The sequence below is a fragment of the Mesorhizobium sp. WSM4829 genome (assembly GCF_055811475.1).
In genome coordinates, this window is the sequence record NZ_JBVVQJ010000067.1 from 1 (window position 1) to 17450 (window position 17450).

Consider the following 17450-nt stretch of genomic DNA (forward strand, 5'->3'; position numbering starts at 1 on the left):
AACGATGTACCCCCACCCCTAACCCCTCCCCACAAGGGGGAGGGAGATTTCCGTTGGCGCCGACCTCGGCAGATTGCCTGCCTTTCGGCGCCAAAGGCGAAGTTAAAGGTGCGCGGCAGCGTTCCCTCCCACTTGTGGGGAGGGTTAGGGTGGGGGTCCTCTTCGCAAGAATCCCCCAACTTCACCATATAAAAAAGCCGCCGGGTTGCCCCGACGGCTTCGTTGCCTGAGATCTTACCCGCCGCGCTTACTGCGCGGCGGAAGCCATGTCGGTCAGCATCGGGTCGGCGACCTCGACGCCCGACGCCTTGCGGCGCTCGTCGATGATCAGCTCGTCGCGCGAGGTGGCGATGCGCCGGATCTGGCTCATCGTGCCGCCGGTGCCGGCCGGGATCAGACGGCCGACGATGACGTTTTCCTTCAGCCCCTGCAGCATGTCGGTCTTGCCGGCAACCGCCGCTTCGGTCAGCACCCGCGTCGTCTCCTGGAAGGAGGCGGCCGAGATGAAGGACGGCGTCTGCAGCGAGGCCTTGGTGATGCCCAACAGCACCGGCTGGCCTTCGGCCGGCTTCTTGCCGTCCTCGACCAGGCGCTCGTTGACCTCTTCCAGCTCGATCACGTCGACGTGGTCGCCCGGAATGTAGGTCGAGTCGCCCTGCGCAGTGATCTCGACCTTCTGCAGCATCTGGCGAACGATCACCTCGATGTGCTTGTCGTTGATCGACACGCCCTGCAGACGGTAGACCTCCTGGATCTCGTTGACGAGGTAGGACGCAAGTGCCTCCACGCCTTTGATCGCCAGGATGTCGTGTGGCGCCGGATTGCCGTCGAGGATGTAGTCGCCCTTCTCGATGACGTCGCCATCCTGGAGATGGAACGGCTTGCCCTTCGGGATCAGGTATTCGACCGGCTCAAGCGTCGAGTCATGCGGCTCGATGATGATGCGTCGCTTGTTCTTGTAGTCGCGGCCGAAGCGGATCGTGCCATCGATCTCAGCGATGATGGCGTGATCCTTCGGACGGCGTGCCTCGAACAGTTCGGCAACACGCGGCAGACCACCGGTGATGTCCTTGGTCTTGGCGCTTTCCATCGGGATACGCGCCAGCACGTCGCCGGGGCGAACCTGTGCACCCGGCTCGACCGAAAGAATGGCCTCGACCGAGAGCAGGAAGCGAGCGTCGCCGCCCTTCGACAGTTTGCCGACCTTGCCCTTGGCGTCCTGGACGACGATCGCCGGCTTGAGGTCGTTGCCGCGTGGCGTCGAACGCCAGTCGATGACCTCGCGCTTGGTGATGCCGGTCGATTCGTCGGCCGTTTCCTGGACGGAAATGCCGTCGACCAGATCCTCGAACGCCACCTTGCCCTCGATTTCGGTGAGGACCGGGCGGGTATAGGGATCCCACTCGGCGATGCGCTGGCCGCGCTTCACCTTGTCGCCATCGTCCACGAAGATGCGCGAGCCATAGGTGAGGCGGTGCGTGGCGCGCTCCTTGCCGGCCTCGTCGAGGATCAGCACCGCCATGTTGCGGCCCATGACCATCTGCTGGCCGTCGGAGTTGCGCACCACGTTGCGGTTGCGGATCTCGACCTTGCCCTCATACGAGGCTTCAAGGAACGACGAGTCCACCACCTGCGCCGTGCCGCCCATGTGGAAGGTACGCATGGTGAGCTGGGTGCCCGGCTCGCCGATCGACTGCGCCGCGATGACGCCGACAGCTTCGCCCTGGTTGACCGGGGTGCCGCGGGCCAGATCGCGTCCGTAGCAGACCGCGCAGACACCGACCCTGACGTCGCAGGTCAGCGCCGAGCGGATGCGGACCGACTGGACGCCAGCCTTTTCGATCTGCTCGACGTCGCGTTCGTCCATCAGGGTTCCGGCCTTGACCAGAACCTCACCGGTGACCGGATGCGTGATGTCGTCGAGCGCCGTGCGGCCGAGAACGCGCTGGCCGACGGAAGCGACGACCTGGCCGGCATCGACGATCGGCTGCATGGTGAGGCCCTTGTCGGTGCCGCAGTCGACGGAGTTGACGATGCAGTCCTGCGCCACGTCCACCAGACGACGGGTGAGGTAACCCGAGTTCGCCGTCTTCAAGGCGGTGTCGGCCAGACCCTTGCGGGCGCCGTGGGTCGAGTTGAAGTACTCGAGCACGGTCAGGCCTTCCTTGAAGTTCGAGATGATCGGCGTTTCGATGATCTCGCCGCTCGGCTTGGCCATCAGGCCGCGCATACCGGCAAGCTGGCGCATCTGGGTGGGCGAGCCGCGCGCACCGGAGTGCGACATCATGTAGATCGAGTTCATCGGCTTTTGACGGCCATTGTCCTCGAACTCGACCGCCTTGATGCGGGCCATCATCTCGTCGGCGACCTTTTCCGAGCACTTGGCCCAGGCGTCGACGACCTTGTTGTACTTCTCGCCCTGGGTGATCAGGCCGTCATTGTACTGCTGCTCGTATTCCTTGGCCAAGGCCTCGGTGTCGGAAACCAGCTTGATCTTGGCATCCGGGATCAGCATGTCGTCCTTGCCGAACGAAATGCCGGCGCGGCAGGCGTGGCTGAAGCCGAGGGCCATGATGCGATCGCAGAAAATGACCGTCTCCTTCTGACCGCAATGGCGGTAGACGGTGTCGATCATCTTGGAGATGTTCTTCTTGGTCATCTCCTGGTTGGCGGTCTCGTACGGCACATTGACGTTCTTCGGCAGAAGCTCGCCGATGATCATGCGGCCGGGCGTGGTGTCGTAGATCTTCGACACGACCTTGCCGTCCGCATCGACCGAGCGGAAGCGGCCCTTGATCTTGGAGTGCAGCGTCACCGCCTTGGTCTCGAGCGCGTGCTGGAGTTCGCCCATGTCGGCAAACACCATGCCCTCGCCCGGCTCGTTCTGGTTGACGATCGAGAGATAGTAGAGACCCAGAACCATGTCCTGCGACGGCACGATGATCGGCGCGCCGGAAGCCGGGTGCAGGATGTTGTTGGTCGACATCATCAGCACGCGGGCTTCAAGCTGCGCTTCCAGCGACAGCGGCACGTGAACCGCCATCTGGTCGCCGTCGAAGTCGGCGTTGAAGGCCGTGCAGACCAGCGGGTGAAGCTGGATCGCCTTGCCCTCGATCAGGATCGGCTCGAACGCCTGGATGCCGAGGCGGTGCAGCGTCGGCGCACGGTTCAGGAGCACCGGATGCTCGCGGATGACCTCGTCGAGGATATCCCAGACCTCCGGACGCTCCTTCTCGACCAGCTTCTTCGCCTGCTTGACGGTCGAGGAATAACCCTTGGCGTCGAGACGGGCATAGATGAAGGGCTTGAACAGTTCGAGCGCCATCTTCTTCGGCAAGCCGCACTGGTGCAGCTTGAGCTCCGGACCGGTCACGATGACCGAGCGGCCGGAATAATCGACGCGCTTGCCGAGCAGGTTCTGGCGGAACCGGCCCTGCTTGCCCTTCAGCATGTCGGACAGCGACTTCAGCGGACGCTTGTTGGCGCCGGTGATGACGCGGCCGCGACGGCCGTTGTCGAACAGCGCATCGACGGCTTCCTGCAGCATGCGCTTTTCATTGCGCACGATGATGCCGGGCGCGCGCAGCTCGATCAGCCGCTTCAGGCGGTTGTTGCGGTTGATGACGCGGCGATAGAGATCGTTGAGATCGGACGTGGCGAAGCGGCCGCCATCCAGGGGAACCAGCGGGCGCAGGTCCGGCGGGATCACCGGGACCACCTTCATGATCATCCATTCCGGACGGTTGCCGGACTCCATGAAGTTCTCGACGACCTTGAGCCGCTTCAGATACTTCTTCTGCTTGAGCTCGGACGTGGTCGAAGCCAGCTCCGAACGCAGGTCGCCGGCGATCTTCTCCAGGTCCATGCCGGCCAGAAGGTCGTGGATGGCCTCGGCGCCGATCATGGCGGTGAACGAATCCTCGCCATATTCGTCGACGGCCATCATGTACTCTTCCTCGCTGAGGAGCTGGTGCTCCTTCAGCGCGGTGAGGCCGGGCTCGGTGACGATGTAGTTCTCGAAGTAGAGAACGCGCTCGATGTCCTTCAGCGTCATGTCGAGCAGCGTGCCGATACGCGACGGCAGCGACTTCAGGAACCAGATATGGGCGACCGGCGCGGCCAGCTCGATATGGCCCATGCGCTCGCGACGGACGCGCGACAGCGTGACTTCGACGCCGCACTTCTCGCAGATGACGCCCTTGTACTTCATGCGCTTGTACTTGCCGCACAGGCACTCGTAGTCCTTGATCGGGCCGAAAATGCGCGCGCAGAACAGGCCGTCGCGCTCCGGCTTGAAGGTGCGGTAGTTGATGGTTTCCGGCTTCTTGATCTCGCCGAACGACCAGGACAGAATCTTCTCAGGGCTGGCGAGCGAAATCCGGATGGAATCGAACACCTGTGCAGGCGCCTGGGGATTGAAGAGATTCATGACCTCTTGGTTCATGCCGTTCTCCTTTTCGGGGTCATCGAAAACCCCTTGCATCTAGCGCGGGCCAAACGCCCGCCGACTTGGTCGACCATCGGTCGAAAATTTGGTGCGCTCAGTCGCGGGAGCCCTCTCCCGCGACCAAGCGTCTTGCTTATTCGGCCGCGTCGGGCAGCCGGATCGGGTTGTCGTCGAGCTTGGTGTTCTCCAGCTCGACATTGAGGCCCAGAGACCGCATTTCCTTGACGAGAACGTTGAAGCTCTCGGGGATGCCGGCCTCGAAGGTGTCGTCGCCTCTGACGATCGCCTCGTAGACCTTGGTGCGGCCGGCGACGTCGTCCGACTTCACCGTCAGCATCTCCTGCAGCGTGTAGGCGGCGCCGTACGCTTCGAGCGCCCAGACCTCCATCTCGCCGAAGCGCTGGCCACCGAACTGCGCCTTGCCGCCCAGCGGCTGCTGGGTAACGAGCGAGTACGGCCCGATCGAACGCGCGTGGATCTTGTCGTCCACAAGATGGTGAAGCTTGAGCATATATATGTAGCCCATCGTCACTTTGCGATCGAACGGCTCGCCGGTGCGTCCGTCATAGAGCTGCGACTGACCGCTGGTGTGCAGGCCCGCCTGCTCCAGCATGATGTTGATGTCGGCCTCGTGCGCGCCGTCGAACACCGGTGTCGCGATGGAGACGCCGCGGCGCATCTGCTCGCTGAGGCGAACGACGCTGTCGTCGTCATAGTCGCGGACCGGCTCGTTGCGGTCGTTGGCCGGCATGAAGCTCTCGAGCGTCTTGCGCAGCGGCTTGATGTCGCCGCCTGTCTTGTAGGCGTCGATCAACTCGCCGATCTTCCTGCCCATTCCGGCGCAAGCCCAGCCCAGATGCGTCTCCAGGATCTGGCCGACATTCATGCGGCTCGGCACACCCAGCGGGTTGAGCACGATATCGGCATGCGTGCCGTCCTCGAGGAACGGCATGTCCTCGACCGGAACGATCCGCGACACGACACCCTTGTTGCCGTGCCGGCCGGCCATCTTGTCGCCGGGCTGCATCTTGCGCTTCACGGCCACGAAGACCTTGACCATCTTCATGACGCCGGGAGGCATCTCGTCGCCGCGCTGCACCTTCTCGACCTTGTCCATGAAGCGCTGTTCGAGCGCCTTCTTGGAATCGTCGTACTGGCCGCGCAGGGCTTCCAGTTCGCTCTGGAGCTTTTCGTTCTCCACCGCAAACTGCCACCACTGCGAACGCGGATACTCGTCGAGCGTGTCCTTCGACAGCTTCGAGCCCTTTTTGAAACCCTTCGGCCCGGCAATCGCATCCTTGCCGACGAGAACGTCGGACAGGCGCGAATAGACATTGCGGTCGAGGATCGCCTGCTCGTCGTCGCGGTCCTTGGCGAGGCGTTCGATCTCCTCGCGCTCGATCGCCATGGCGCGCTCGTCCTTCTCCACGCCGTGGCGGTTGAAGACGCGCACTTCGACGACGGTGCCGAAGGTTCCGGGCGGCATGCGCATGGAAGTGTCACGCACGTCCGATGCCTTTTCGCCAAAAATGGCGCGCAGAAGCTTTTCTTCCGGCGTCATCGGGCTTTCGCCCTTCGGCGTGATCTTGCCGACCAGAATGTCGCCCGGCTGCACTTCGGCACCGATATAGACGATGCCAGCCTCGTCGAGGTTCTTCAGCGCTTCTTCCGAGACATTGGGAATGTCGCGGGTGATTTCCTCCGGCCCGAGCTTGGTATCGCGCGCCATGACCTCGAACTCCTCGATGTGGATCGAGGTGAAGACGTCGTCGGCGACGATGCGCTCGGACAAGAGGATCGAGTCCTCGTAGTTGTAACCGTTCCACGGCATGAACGCGACCAGCACGTTGCGGCCGAGCGCCAGATCGCCAAGCTCGGTCGACGGACCGTCGGCGATGATGTCGCCCTTGTTGACGAGGTCGCCCATGCGCACCAGCGGACGCTGGTTGATGCAGGTGTTCTGGTTCGAACGCTGGAACTTCATCAGCCGGTAGATGTCGACGCCCGACTTGCCGGGATCGAGATCTTCGGTGGCGCGGATGACGATACGCGTCGCGTCGACCTGGTCGACGATGCCGCCGCGGCGGGCGCCGATGGCGGCGCCGGAGTCACGGGCGACGATCGGCTCCATGCCGGTGCCGACGAACGGCGCTTCGGCGCGCACCAGCGGCACGGCCTGACGCTGCATGTTCGAGCCCATCAGCGCGCGGTTGGCGTCGTCGTTCTCGAGGAACGGGATCAGGGCCGCGGCCACCGACACCATCTGCTTCGGCGACACGTCCATCAGATCGACGTTTTCGCGCGGCGCCATCATCACTTCGCCGGCATTGCGGCAAATGACGAATTCGTCGACGAAACCACCATTCTTGTCGAGCTCGGCATTGGCCTGGGCGACGTGGTGCTTGGCCTCTTCCATCGCGGAGAGATAGACGACCTCATTGGTCAGCTTGCCGTTGACGATCTTGCGGTACGGGCTCTCGATGAAGCCATACTTGTTGACGCGCGCAAATGTGGCCAGCGAGTTGATCAGACCGATGTTCGGGCCTTCCGGCGTCTCGATCGGGCAGATGCGGCCGTAATGCGTCGGATGCACGTCGCGCACCTCGAAGCCGGCGCGCTCGCGGGTCAGGCCACCGGGTCCAAGCGCCGAGAGACGGCGCTTGTGGGTGATCTCCGACAGCGGGTTGGTCTGGTCCATGAACTGCGACAACTGCGAGGAACCGAAGAACTCGCGCACGGCGGCAGCCGCCGGCTTGGCGTTGATCAGGTCCTGCGGCATCACCGTATCGATCTCGATCGAGGACATGCGTTCCTTGATCGCGCGCTCCATGCGCAAGAGGCCGACGCGGTACTGGTTCTCCATCAGCTCGCCGACCGAGCGCACGCGGCGATTGCCGAGATTGTCGATGTCGTCGATCTCACCCTTGCCATCACGCAGTTCGACCAGCGTCTTGACCACGGCCAGGATGTCGTCCTTGCGCAGCACTCGCACGGTGTCCTCGGCCTTGAGCTCGAGGCGCATGTTCATCTTGACGCGGCCGACGGCCGACAGGTCATAGCGCTCGCTGTCGAAGAACAGCGAGTTGAACATGGCTTCGGCGGTTTCCAGCGTCGGCGGCTCGCCGGGGCGCATGACGCGGTAGATGTCGAACAGCGCGTCCTGGCGGCTCTCGTTCTTGTCGACGTTGAGCGTGTTGCGGATATAGGCGCCGACATTGACGTGGTCGATGTCGAGAACCTTGATCTCGTCGTCGCCGGCGGCGAGAAGCACTTTTAGCGTCTTTTCGTCGATCTCGTCGCCGGCCTCGAGGAAAATCTCGCCGGTCGCATAGTTGACGATGTCCTCGGCAAGGTAGTTGCCGAGCAGATCCTCGTCGGTCGCCTTGATCGCCTTGAGACCCTTTTCGCCGAGCTGACGAGCCTGGCGTGCGGTGATCTTCTTGCCGGCCTCGACGACGACCTCGTTGGTGTCTGCATCGATCAGGTCGCCGACAGCCTTGAGGCCGCGGAAACGCTCGACGTTGAACGGGATGCGCCAGTGGTCGCCGGCGCGCTTGTAGGTGATCTTGTTGTAGAAGGTCGACAGGATCTCCTCGGCGTCCATGCCGAGCGCCATCAGCAGCGACGTCACCGGAATCTTGCGGCGGCGGTCGATGCGGGCGTGCACGACGTCCTTCGAGTCGAACTCGATGTCGAGCCACGATCCGCGATAGGGGATGACGCGCGCGGCAAACAGCAGCTTGCCCGACGAGTGCGACTTGCCCTTGTCATGGTCGAAGAAGACGCCCGGCGAACGGTGCATCTGCGAGACGATGACGCGCTCGGTGCCATTGACGATGAAGGTGCCGTTCAAGGTCATGAGCGGCATGTCGCCCATATAGACGTCCTGCTCCTTGATGTCCTTGATCGACTTGGCGCCGGTATCCTCGTCGATATCGAACACGATGAGGCGCAGCGTCACCTTGAGTGGCGCGGCATAGGTCAGGTCGCGCTGACGGCATTCGTCAACGTCGAATTTCGGTGCTTCGAACTCGTACTTCACGAATTCCAGCATCGAGGAGCCGGAAAAGTCGGAAATCGGGAACACCGATTTGAAAACCGCCTGCAGCCCCTCGTCAGGACGCCCGCCCTTGGGCTCCTCGACCATCAGGAACTGGTCATAGGATGCCTTCTGAACCTCGATCAGGTTCGGCATCTCCGCAACTTCCGGAATCTTTCCGAAGAATTTGCGTACGCGTCTGCGGCCATTGAAAGTTTGTGTCTGGGCCATCGTCGCTCCTTAGCTCGATTCTCGGGGCGAGCCTCGCCGCGGCTCGCCTTGCATTCTCGGCCACCTTCGGCGGCGGCCTTTATTTGTTCACCCGCCACCTGTCGGTGGCCGGCCAAAACGGGAGAAAACCCGTTTCCTGAAGGCCGGTTTACGGCCTTCAGGAAAGAGGTTTTCGTACTCTTCGCGTTACGCAGCCTCCCTTCGCGCCAAGGGAGCGGCGGACGGCGCGAAGCCGCCCGCCGATATCAAACGCTTACTTCAGTTCGACCTTGGCGCCGGCAGCTTCCAGCTGGGCCTTGAACTTGTCCGCGTCGGCCTTGGAAACAGCTTCCTTGACCGGCTTCGGAGCCGCCTCGACCAGGTCCTTGGCTTCCTTGAGGCCAAGACCGGTGATGGCGCGAACTTCCTTGATGACGTTGATCTTCTGAGCGCCCGCCTCGGTGAGGACGACGTCGAATTCCGTCTTTTCCTCGACCGGAGCAGCAGCAGCCGCAGCACCGCCGGCGGCAGCAACCGCCACCGGAGCAGCAGCGGAAACGCCCCACTTTTCTTCCAGAAGCTTCGACAGCTCGGCCGCCTCGAGGACGGTCAGCTTCGAAAGGTCGTCTACGATCTTTGCCAGATCAGCCATTGCAATATTCCTTCATAAGGTTCGAACGTGTGTTTGTGATAGCGAGGAACGGCCTCATGCCGCCTCGTCCTTCCGGGCGTAAGCGCCGATGACACGCGCGACCGAAGCCGCAGGCGCATTGACGATCTGGGCGATCCGGGTTGCCGGCGTGGCGATCATGCCAACCAGCCTGGCGCGCAGCTCATCGAGCGACGGAAGTGTGGCGAGTGCCTTCACACCGTCGGCGTTGAGCGAGGTGGTGCCCATTGCGCCGCCGAGAATGACGAGCTTGTCATTTCCCTTGGCGAAATCGGACGCGACCTTCGGCGCCGCAATCGGATCCTCCGAATAGGCGATCAGCGTCTGTCCCTTGAACAGGTCGATGATCGATGCGGAGTCCGTGCCCTGAAGAGCGATTTTGGCGAGACGGTTCTTCGCGACTTTGACGGTGCCACCGGCGACACGCATTTTCGACCGAAGGTCGTTCATTTGCGCGACGGTAATACCGGCGTAGTGGGCCACGACGACTGAACCAGCGCCCGAAAACGCTTCATTCAGGCCCGTGACGAGTTCGCGTTTTTCCGCTCTGTCCACTGCCTATCTCCAGTTGACCCAATCCTGTTAACGGGAACATTCCCATTACGAGGACAGGTGTCGGGTTGCCTTTTGCCGGCCGGGCCATCCAGTAACGGATCTCCCGAACGACGCTCGAGGATCCTGCCCCCTTTCGCCACACCAGCCGGCAAGCCGAATGGTGCGCAGACAAAAGGCAAACACGGTTCGAACCTTTCATTGGAGCAGTCGCTCCGTTGTCCGGTCTTCACCCGTCTCATGCAGGCCCACATGAATTAAGGCCCCCCTTGAACCAAGGCCTGGGGCCGCCCGCAATCTCGGACAGGATGTCCGGAAGCCTTCCGACTTCCGGTACCGGGCCGCCAAGATAAATCGGAGGCCCGGAATTCTGTTTGCGGATCAGCCCTTTAGCGGCAGATCCGAATGGTTCGTATCAGGACGCTGCCAGCGTCGAGACGTCGAGCTTGAGACCAGGGCCCATCGTCGAGGTGACCGACACCTTCTTGACGTAGTTGCCCTTGGCGCCAGCCGGCTTCGCCTTGGTGACGGCGTCAGCGAAGGCGCGAACATTCTCTTCCAGCGCCTTGACGTCGAACGAGATCTTGCCGACGCCGCCATGAACGATGCCGGCCTTCTCGACGCGGAACTCGACCGCGCCACCCTTCGACGCCTTGACGGCGGCGGTAACGTCGGTGGTGACAGTGCCGACCTTCGGGTTCGGCATCATGCCACGCGGGCCGAGCACCTTGCCCAGACGGCCGACCAGCGGCATCATGTCCGGCGTGGCGATGCAGCGATCGAAGTCGATCGTGCCCTTCTGGACGATGTCGACCAGATCCTCGGCGCCAACGATATCGGCGCCGGCCGCCTTGGCTTCCTCGGCCTTGTCGCCACGCGCGAAAACCGCGACGCGGACGGTACGGCCGGTGCCGTTCGGCAGGTTGACCACGCCACGGACCATCTGGTCGGCATGGCGCGGGTCGACACCCAGGTTCATCGCGATTTCAACGGTCTCGTCGAACTTCACCGAGGACCGGTCCTTGAGCAGCTTCAGCGCATCACCCAAGGCATAGGCCTTGTTGGGATCGATGCCTTCGCGGGTCTTCGATACACGCTTTGCAATCTTTGCCATGATCTCAGCCCACCACTTCCAGACCCATCGAGCGGGCGGAGCCCTCGACCATGCGCATGGCCCCCTCGATATCGGTCGCGTTCAGATCCTTCATCTTCTGCTCGGCGATGGCGCGCACCTTGTCGCGGCCGATCGTGCCGGCCTTGACCTTGCCCGGCTCCTTCGAGCCCGACTTCAGGTTTGCGGCCTTCTTCAGGAAGTAGCTCACCGGCGGCGTCTTCATGACGAAGGTGAACGACTTGTCCTGGTAGTAGGTGATCACGACCGGAACCGGCGATCCCTTTTCCATTTCCTGGGTCTGCGCGTTGAACGCCTTGCAGAACTCCATGATGTTGATGCCGCGCTGACCAAGCGCCGGTCCGATCGGGGGCGACGGCGTCGCCGAGCCCGCGGAAACCTGGAGCTTGAGCTGGCCTGCAATTTTCTTAGCCATCTCTTCCTGCCTTTATCTCATGCCGGCCCCAAATCTGGGCAACACCGGCGGTTGCAGTCTGGTGGTGCGGTTCCTGCAGCGGGCTAAAGCCGCATTCGCCTCCCACCCGTTTTGGCGGCGATTTCCACGCCGCCTCCCTCACCGCCGAATTGGCGACAAGGATTCCGGATCAGCCCTTTTCGACCTGTCCGAATTCGAGATCGACCGGCACGGCGCGCCCGAAGATCGAAACTTCCACCTTGAGCCGCGCCCGCTCCTCGTCCACTTCCTGGACGAAACCGTTGAACGAGGCGAACGGACCGTCCGAGACGCGGATCGCCTCGCCGATCTCGAAAGTGACCGACGGCTTCGGCCGCTCGACGCCTTCCTGCACCTGGTTCAGGATGCGCTGGGCCTCGGCCTCGGTGATCGGCACCGGCTTCGAATCACCCAGGAAGCCGGTGACCTTCGGCGTGTTCTTCACGAGCGAGAACACTGCGTCGGTCAGGTTGGCCTTCAGCAGCACGTAGCCCGGGAAGAACTTGCGCTCGGCATCGACCTTGCGGCCGCGGCGTATCTCGACGACCTTCTCGGTAGGCACCACGATCTGCTCGATGTCAGCGGACAGGCCTTTCTGCTTGGCCTTGTTCTCGATGTCCTCAGCGACCTTTTTTTCAAAGTTCGAATAGGCGTGGACGATGTACCACCGCGCAGTCATTTCAAGGCTTCTCCGTAATCGCCGGACTCAGCGTCCAATGCCCAGAATCTGCTCGACCGCGAGGCCCATGAGCTGATCGGCAGTAAAGAAAAAGATCATCGCGATCACAGCGAACGCCAGAACCATCACCGTCGAGATCATCGTTTCGCGACGCGACGGCCAAGTCACCTTGGCGGTCTCCGCGCGAACCTGCTGGAGAAAGACGAATGGATTTGTGGTTTTCGAAGCCATGTGCCGCTCTGTCTGCAAGACCCGTTGACCGGATCTCCTGGATGATCCCGCTGGCCGGGATGTGCCGCCTGAGCCTGTGTTCGCGCCGAATCAGCGCAATCATTTCGCCCATGCAAATCGGACGCGTAAAGCCGGCTTCCCAGCTCCACGCGTCGCGTGTCTGTTTCGTCTACATAAAACCGATTCTTGATCCACGCAAGTGGCAAGTGTCCGCTTTATGCCAAACGCCGCCTCGGAACCATCCAGTCGTCCCGTTCCGGCTATGGCGCTCTTATGCCTTAAGACAGCCTATATGGCAAGCCACCGCGCGATTTTCAAAAGGTCGATGCGCGGAAGACCAGAAATCTTTTCATGAATTGGCCATTTCGAAAAATGGCACGGGCAGCAGGGCTCGAACCTACGACCTGCGGTTTTGGAGACCGCCGCTCTACCAACTGAGCTATGCCCGTATCGCGCGCTGCTATTTCATAAAGCGGACAAGAACTCAAGTCGAGTTTTCAGGCGTGGCCGCGCCGGGCTGCAATCGTCGAAATCCGAGGGCCAGCGCCCAGGCGCATATCAGAAGTTCGAGGGCAAAAGTCCAATGCAACATGAAGCTCATGACCCAGTTGCGATACATCGCCGGGACCGTGATGAGTTCGAGCGCGCGCCGGTCGAACGGCATTAGCCACATGATAGGCGACGCCACTGAGTCCAGGATCATGTGTATCATTGCGGCGGCAAAGAAGGCGCCGACGGGGGCCAGATATCGCGGATCCCGCCATTTCGTGACCGACACTGCCACAAGGCCAACCGCTGCCCAGAAGAGCGGCCAGTGCGTGACGTAGGCGTGGTGATGGGTTCGTCCGCCATCGACAAAATGGAAATAGACCATGTCGAGGTCCGGGACGACGCTGCCGAGCATTGCCGCCGCCATGATCCCCGATCTGCCGGGCCAACGATTTCCCACGAAAGTACCGAGTATGTAGCCAGCCGGAAGATGAGCGATCAGCATCGTCAAACCTTGTTCATTGCCGAATCGGTCGAACGTCGCGGCGGATTGTGGCGCATTCAGGAAGGACTACCCCGCCTCGCCCTATCGCGCTGGGCTGGGGCGTGACTGCGCCTTACAGCTTGACGGCCGCCTCGGCCTGAACCTCGGACGTCGACACGACGCGGCAATTCTCCGGCACTGGCTGCGACTTGCAGATGGTCGGACCGGTAAATTCATCGGCCGAACCAAGCCCGGTCGTCAGCCCGACTTTCAGCATTATCTCGGGTTCGAGCTGCCGATGGCGCGAGGCCGGCACCGACCGCATCGCCACCAGCAGACCGGATCCGACCGCCATATCCCTGAGATAGGTTTTGACCCGCTGCTCCAACCCGATCGGGTGCACGGTCAACTGCGCGCGAGGACCGACAAGGCGTCTGACACCGCCGGCAAGCATGATCGGACAGGCCGCGCCACACGCGCCGCTCGCATCGATCGTCAGCCCGACATGGACGCCATCCTCGGCGGTGCAATCCACCTTGTCCGGCTCGCATCCAATGAAGTCCGTCCGCGCAACCGCCACGTCGAGCTTGCGTTCTCGGATCAACCTTCCGGCGGCCAGAGCGCCGAGCACGTCGCCTCCCGGCGAGTTGATCACCACGGGAAGTCGCCGGTCACCGATCGTGTCCAGCAGTTGGCGCAGCCGTTCCGGCGTTTGAGCGCTGATCGTGCCTTCCGCCGAGATCCATTCGGGACAATTGGGATCGCAGAGAAAACTTCTGCCGCGAACCAGGACGAAGCGCATATCGCCAACATCGGCCGGCTGCCCGGTTTCAGGTTCGACCGGAGCGGGGGGAGCGGGTTTGGCGTACGCCACCACGTCGCCGGCCGGCGCCGGTATTTCCCTGCAGTTCGCGGCCACCGGATCGGTGTTGCACAGGGTTGGCGCGATCAGCAGGTCGACGGCATCCAGGCTGGTCACCAGCTTCGCCTGCAGCATGTCGTAGGGAGCCAGCTGCTGGATGCTGCTGGCCGGCGTGTTCTTCATCGTCTCGAGCACGGCCTGGCCGACGCCCATTTCGTTCAGATAGGCAGCCAGTCTTTTCTCCACCGACTTGCTCATCTCGTAGGTCTTGTAGCTGCCGGCGTTCTTGCGGCCGACGATCTTCTTGCTGAGGATCTTCTTCTTGCCTCCGACCACGCGATAAGTGGTCCGGTACTGCAATTTCGTGCGGATGTAGGTCGTGGTGATCTGATGCACGCCGAGAAAGGCCCATTGCCCGACGACGCGCTTGATGCCGCCGGCAAACATCAGCGGACAGGCGGAATTGCAGATGGCGCCGTCGGCATAGGCATTGCCGAAGTAGCGAGCGCCCTTGCCGTCGTTTTGCTTGCAGTCCCTGGCATCGGGCTGGCAACCGGTGAACCGGGTTTTGCCGACCGCGATATCGAGCTTGTTCTTGCGCAGCAGCCGGCCAAGCGCCAGCGCCGCTTCGACGTTGCCGCCGGGAGAATCCACGACAACGGGCAGTTTTCGGCCACCAAGCCCCTTGAGCGTGCGCTTGAACAGGGCCGGCGTGCCGGCCTCTATCGAGCCTTCAGCCGATATCCATTCCGGGCAGGTCGGTTCGCAACCAGGCGCGCTGCTGCGGACGACGACAAACCGCATCGTCGGACCAAGATCCGGCGCGGATTTTTTGGTATTCGCCGCGAAGGCAGCGTGTCCCATGACCAGGAACGACGCCAGCAAGATCATCCCAAGCATCCACCATGCCTGGCCATTCAGACGGTGCCACGAAACCATTCGGGAAGCCCCCCGCAATGCGACCTATAGTAGTTCAGCTTTGCCGGCTTGCAACAGCGTTTTGCGACGATGGCGCAAGCGCCGGCCGTACCTAAAAAGGCAAGCCGGGTGTACGCGAATAAGCAAAAAGGGCAGCCCGAGGACCGCCCTTTGCATCGGATATCGGCCGGCAACGCCGACGCCGATTATTGGCCGACGCGAAGCTACAGCCTCGGGGGCGCCGCGGCTTCGGCGTTGGTTGACGGCGTGACCCTGCAATTGTCGGGCTTCGGCAGCGACTTGCAAATGGTGGCGCCGGTCAGTTCGTCCACGGAATGAGGACCCGTCGTCAGGCCAAGCTTCAGCATCGTGTCAGGTTCGAGTTGGTGCTCGACCGGAATGCGCTGAAGCGCCATGAACAGATCAGGGTTGATTGCCATCTCGTCAAGGTAAGTCTTGATCAGCTGGTTTTGTCCCATCAGGCCCAGGCTGAGCAGCGCCCATGAACCGACAAGCCGCCTGACGCCGCCCGCCAGCATCAGCGCGCAGGCCGAATCGCAGTCGCCTTTCGCATCGCTGGCCACTCCGGCATATGCACCGTCTTTGGCCAGGCAACTCCACTCTCCCGGGTCGCAGCCAACGAAAACGGTGCGAGCAACGGCGACGTCGAGCCTCCTCTCGTGGATAATCCTCCCGGCCGCCAAGGCGCCAAATAAGTCGCCACCTCGCGAGCTAACCACTATGGGCAGCCGCCGGTTGCCAAGCGTGGCGAGGAAATGGCGCAGCTTCTGCGGGGTCTGGCTCGTGATTACGCCTTGGGCCGATATCCATTCCGGACAGTCGGGATTGCAGGACGAATTGCTGCCACGAACCACGACGAAGCTCATCTCGGGTGCCCCGTTCCCTGGCACTGCCCCGAGCGGCAGAACCCACATCCATTCCGGACAGTGGGGCTCGCACATCGGATTGCTGCCGCGAACGAGTATGAAGCCCTTGTCCGGCGCCTCGTTCCCTGGCGCTGCCTCAATCGGCTGAGGAGCCGCCTTGGCGGGCTGAGAAAGTGGCACTTGAGCCGGTTGAGAAGGTCCGGCCTTCGGCTCGATTGCTGCCACCTCGGCCGGCTTGGCATTCGCCGGTAGTTGGCGGCAAGTCGGTGCCGACTTGTCGAGCGAGCACATGCTTGAGCTGGTCAGCAGATCTACAGTGTCCATGCTGGTGACCAATTTCGTCGCCATCATATCATTGAGGACGATCTGCCGCATATCACTGGCAGGCGTGGCTTTCATTACGTCAAGAACGCCCTGTCCCACTCCCATCTCCCGGAGATAGGCCGATAGCTTCCTTGCGAGCGCCTTGCTCATTTCATAGGTCTTGTGGCTTTCGCCTTGAGTGACGGTTTCTGTAGTGACCCGGTATTTTTTGCCCCGCACTACGCGATAGGTGGTTCGATAGTGCTTTGTGCTGGGGAAATAGGTGGTGGTGATCTGATGAACACCCAGATAGGCCCAGCCACCGGCCACCCGGCGGACGCCTCCAGCGAACATCAGTGGACAGGCGGAATTACACATGGCGCCGCCGTCAGAAGCGACGCCGAAATGTGCAGCGCCCTTGCCGTCGTCGGCCGGGCATCCCACTGCGCCTGGCCAGCATTCTGTAAAACTGGTCGTGCCAATTGCGATATCGAGCTTATTCTTTCGGATTATTCGGCCGAGTTGGAGCGCCGCGCCGACATTGCCGCCGGGGGAATTGACGATAATCGGCAGTTGGCGGCGGCCGAGTGTCTTCAATATACGCTTGAGTTTAGCTGGCGTACCTGCCTCGATTGCGCCTTCGGCAGAAATCCATTCCGGACAGTTTGGCTCGCAGCCGGTGGCGCTGCTGCGCACGACGATGAACCGCATCTCGGAGAAACCATCGGTCCAAGCCTCCGGATCGGACCATTTCGGGAAGACATCCTCGGCCTTCGCCGCAAAGGCAGCCATCGCCATTGCGACCACCGGCACCAAGCGAACCAGCCCGCGCCACCACGCGGCCATACTCCTTAAACGGCGTCCCCAAACCACGCTTGGCAAAAGCCCCCCTCGATGCAACCTATAATAGTTGCGGCGGTGGTGCGTGCAACAGCTTTGAAACGACCGCGCAAGATTTTTTCTGCGCGGACCCAGTAAACTGAATAGGGCGGCCCGAAGACCGCCCTTCCCTGTCGATCCGACAAATGCCGGCGTCGATTACTCTTTGATGGTGACGACGATGCCGGCACCGACGGTGCGGCCGCCTTCACGGATGGCGAAGCGCAGCTTCTCT

Annotated in this window: 12 protein-coding genes and 1 tRNA gene; all 13 read right to left on the reverse strand. The window is 62.1% G+C overall.

Going from position 1 to position 17450, the window contains the following annotated elements; genetic code table 11:
- Window positions 1-247 precede the first annotated feature (247 nt).
- Window positions 248-4444: a DNA-directed RNA polymerase subunit beta' gene (gene rpoC / locus AC0L17_RS33200; protein ID WP_091591775.1), complete on the reverse strand. Its 4197-nt coding sequence runs from the start codon at window positions 4442-4444 to the stop codon at window positions 248-250.
- Between the two features lie 136 nt (window positions 4445-4580).
- Complete coding sequence (gene rpoB, locus AC0L17_RS33205; protein WP_473518826.1) at window positions 4581-8717, reverse strand: DNA-directed RNA polymerase subunit beta; 4137 nt, start codon at window positions 8715-8717, stop codon at window positions 4581-4583.
- Between the two features lie 253 nt (window positions 8718-8970).
- Complete coding sequence (gene rplL, locus AC0L17_RS33210) at window positions 8971-9348, reverse strand: 50S ribosomal protein L7/L12 (protein WP_023680442.1); 378 nt, start codon at window positions 9346-9348, stop codon at window positions 8971-8973.
- 54 nt (window positions 9349-9402) lie between these two features.
- A complete protein-coding gene (gene rplJ / locus AC0L17_RS33215; protein WP_023798119.1) occupies window positions 9403-9921 on the reverse strand; it encodes a 50S ribosomal protein L10 in 519 nt (172 codons plus the stop codon).
- A 412-nt stretch (window positions 9922-10333) separates the two neighbouring features.
- Window positions 10334-11032: a 50S ribosomal protein L1 gene (rplA, locus tag AC0L17_RS33220; protein ID WP_027155818.1), complete on the reverse strand. Its 699-nt coding sequence runs from the start codon at window positions 11030-11032 to the stop codon at window positions 10334-10336.
- 4 nt (window positions 11033-11036) lie between these two features.
- The gene (rplK, locus tag AC0L17_RS33225; protein ID WP_023798121.1) at window positions 11037-11465 is read right to left on the reverse strand and encodes a 50S ribosomal protein L11; all 429 of its coding nucleotides are present in this window, start codon (window positions 11463-11465) and stop codon (window positions 11037-11039) included.
- A 169-nt stretch (window positions 11466-11634) separates the two neighbouring features.
- A complete protein-coding gene (gene nusG, locus AC0L17_RS33230; RefSeq protein WP_006333333.1) occupies window positions 11635-12162 on the reverse strand; it encodes a transcription termination/antitermination protein NusG in 528 nt (175 codons plus the stop codon).
- Between the two features lie 27 nt (window positions 12163-12189).
- Window positions 12190-12393 carry a preprotein translocase subunit SecE gene (gene secE / locus AC0L17_RS33235; RefSeq protein ID WP_013531408.1) on the reverse strand — a complete coding sequence of 68 codons (204 nt, stop codon included), beginning with the start codon at window positions 12391-12393 and terminating at the stop codon, window positions 12190-12192.
- A gap of 373 nt (window positions 12394-12766) precedes the next feature.
- Window positions 12767-12842: transfer RNA gene (locus AC0L17_RS33240), tRNA-Trp, on the reverse strand.
- A 35-nt stretch (window positions 12843-12877) separates the two neighbouring features.
- Complete coding sequence (locus AC0L17_RS33245; protein WP_473518829.1) at window positions 12878-13387, reverse strand: metal-dependent hydrolase; 510 nt, start codon at window positions 13385-13387, stop codon at window positions 12878-12880.
- A gap of 112 nt (window positions 13388-13499) precedes the next feature.
- Window positions 13500-15167, reverse strand: a complete 1668-nt coding sequence (locus tag AC0L17_RS33250; RefSeq protein ID WP_473518827.1) for a COG3904 family protein — start codon at window positions 15165-15167, stop codon at window positions 13500-13502.
- Window positions 15168-15370: 203 nt separating this feature from the next.
- Window positions 15371-17134, reverse strand: coding sequence for a COG3904 family protein (locus AC0L17_RS33255; RefSeq protein ID WP_473518828.1), 1764 nt, complete (start codon window positions 17132-17134; stop codon window positions 15371-15373).
- Between the two features lie 240 nt (window positions 17135-17374).
- The coding region (locus AC0L17_RS33260; RefSeq protein WP_454589835.1) for an EF-Tu C-terminal domain-related protein at window positions 17375-17450 on the reverse strand (76 nt) is incomplete at its 5' end.

Excerpts from the sequence above, each read along its gene's own strand:
- rpoC (WP_091591775.1), bottom strand. The coding sequence starts at position 4,444 with ATGAACCAAGAGGTCATGAATCTCTTCAATCCCCAGGCGCCTGCACAG.
- rpoB (WP_473518826.1), bottom strand. The coding sequence starts at position 8,717 with ATGGCCCAGACACAAACTTTCAATGGCCGCAGACGCGTACGCAAATTC.
- rplL (WP_023680442.1), bottom strand. The coding sequence starts at position 9,348 with ATGGCTGATCTGGCAAAGATCGTAGACGACCTTTCGAAGCTGACCGTC.
- rplA (WP_027155818.1), bottom strand. The coding sequence starts at position 11,032 with ATGGCAAAGATTGCAAAGCGTGTATCGAAGACCCGCGAAGGCATCGAT.
- rplK (WP_023798121.1), bottom strand. The coding sequence starts at position 11,465 with ATGGCTAAGAAAATTGCAGGCCAGCTCAAGCTCCAGGTTTCCGCGGGC.
- nusG (WP_006333333.1), bottom strand. The coding sequence starts at position 12,162 with ATGACTGCGCGGTGGTACATCGTCCACGCCTATTCGAACTTTGAAAAA.
- secE (WP_013531408.1), bottom strand. The coding sequence starts at position 12,393 with ATGGCTTCGAAAACCACAAATCCATTCGTCTTTCTCCAGCAGGTTCGC.
- AC0L17_RS33245 (WP_473518829.1), bottom strand. The coding sequence starts at position 13,387 with ATGCTGATCGCTCATCTTCCGGCTGGCTACATACTCGGTACTTTCGTG.
- AC0L17_RS33250 (WP_473518827.1), bottom strand. The coding sequence starts at position 15,167 with ATGGTTTCGTGGCACCGTCTGAATGGCCAGGCATGGTGGATGCTTGGG.
- AC0L17_RS33255 (WP_473518828.1), bottom strand. The coding sequence starts at position 17,134 with ATGGCGATGGCTGCCTTTGCGGCGAAGGCCGAGGATGTCTTCCCGAAA.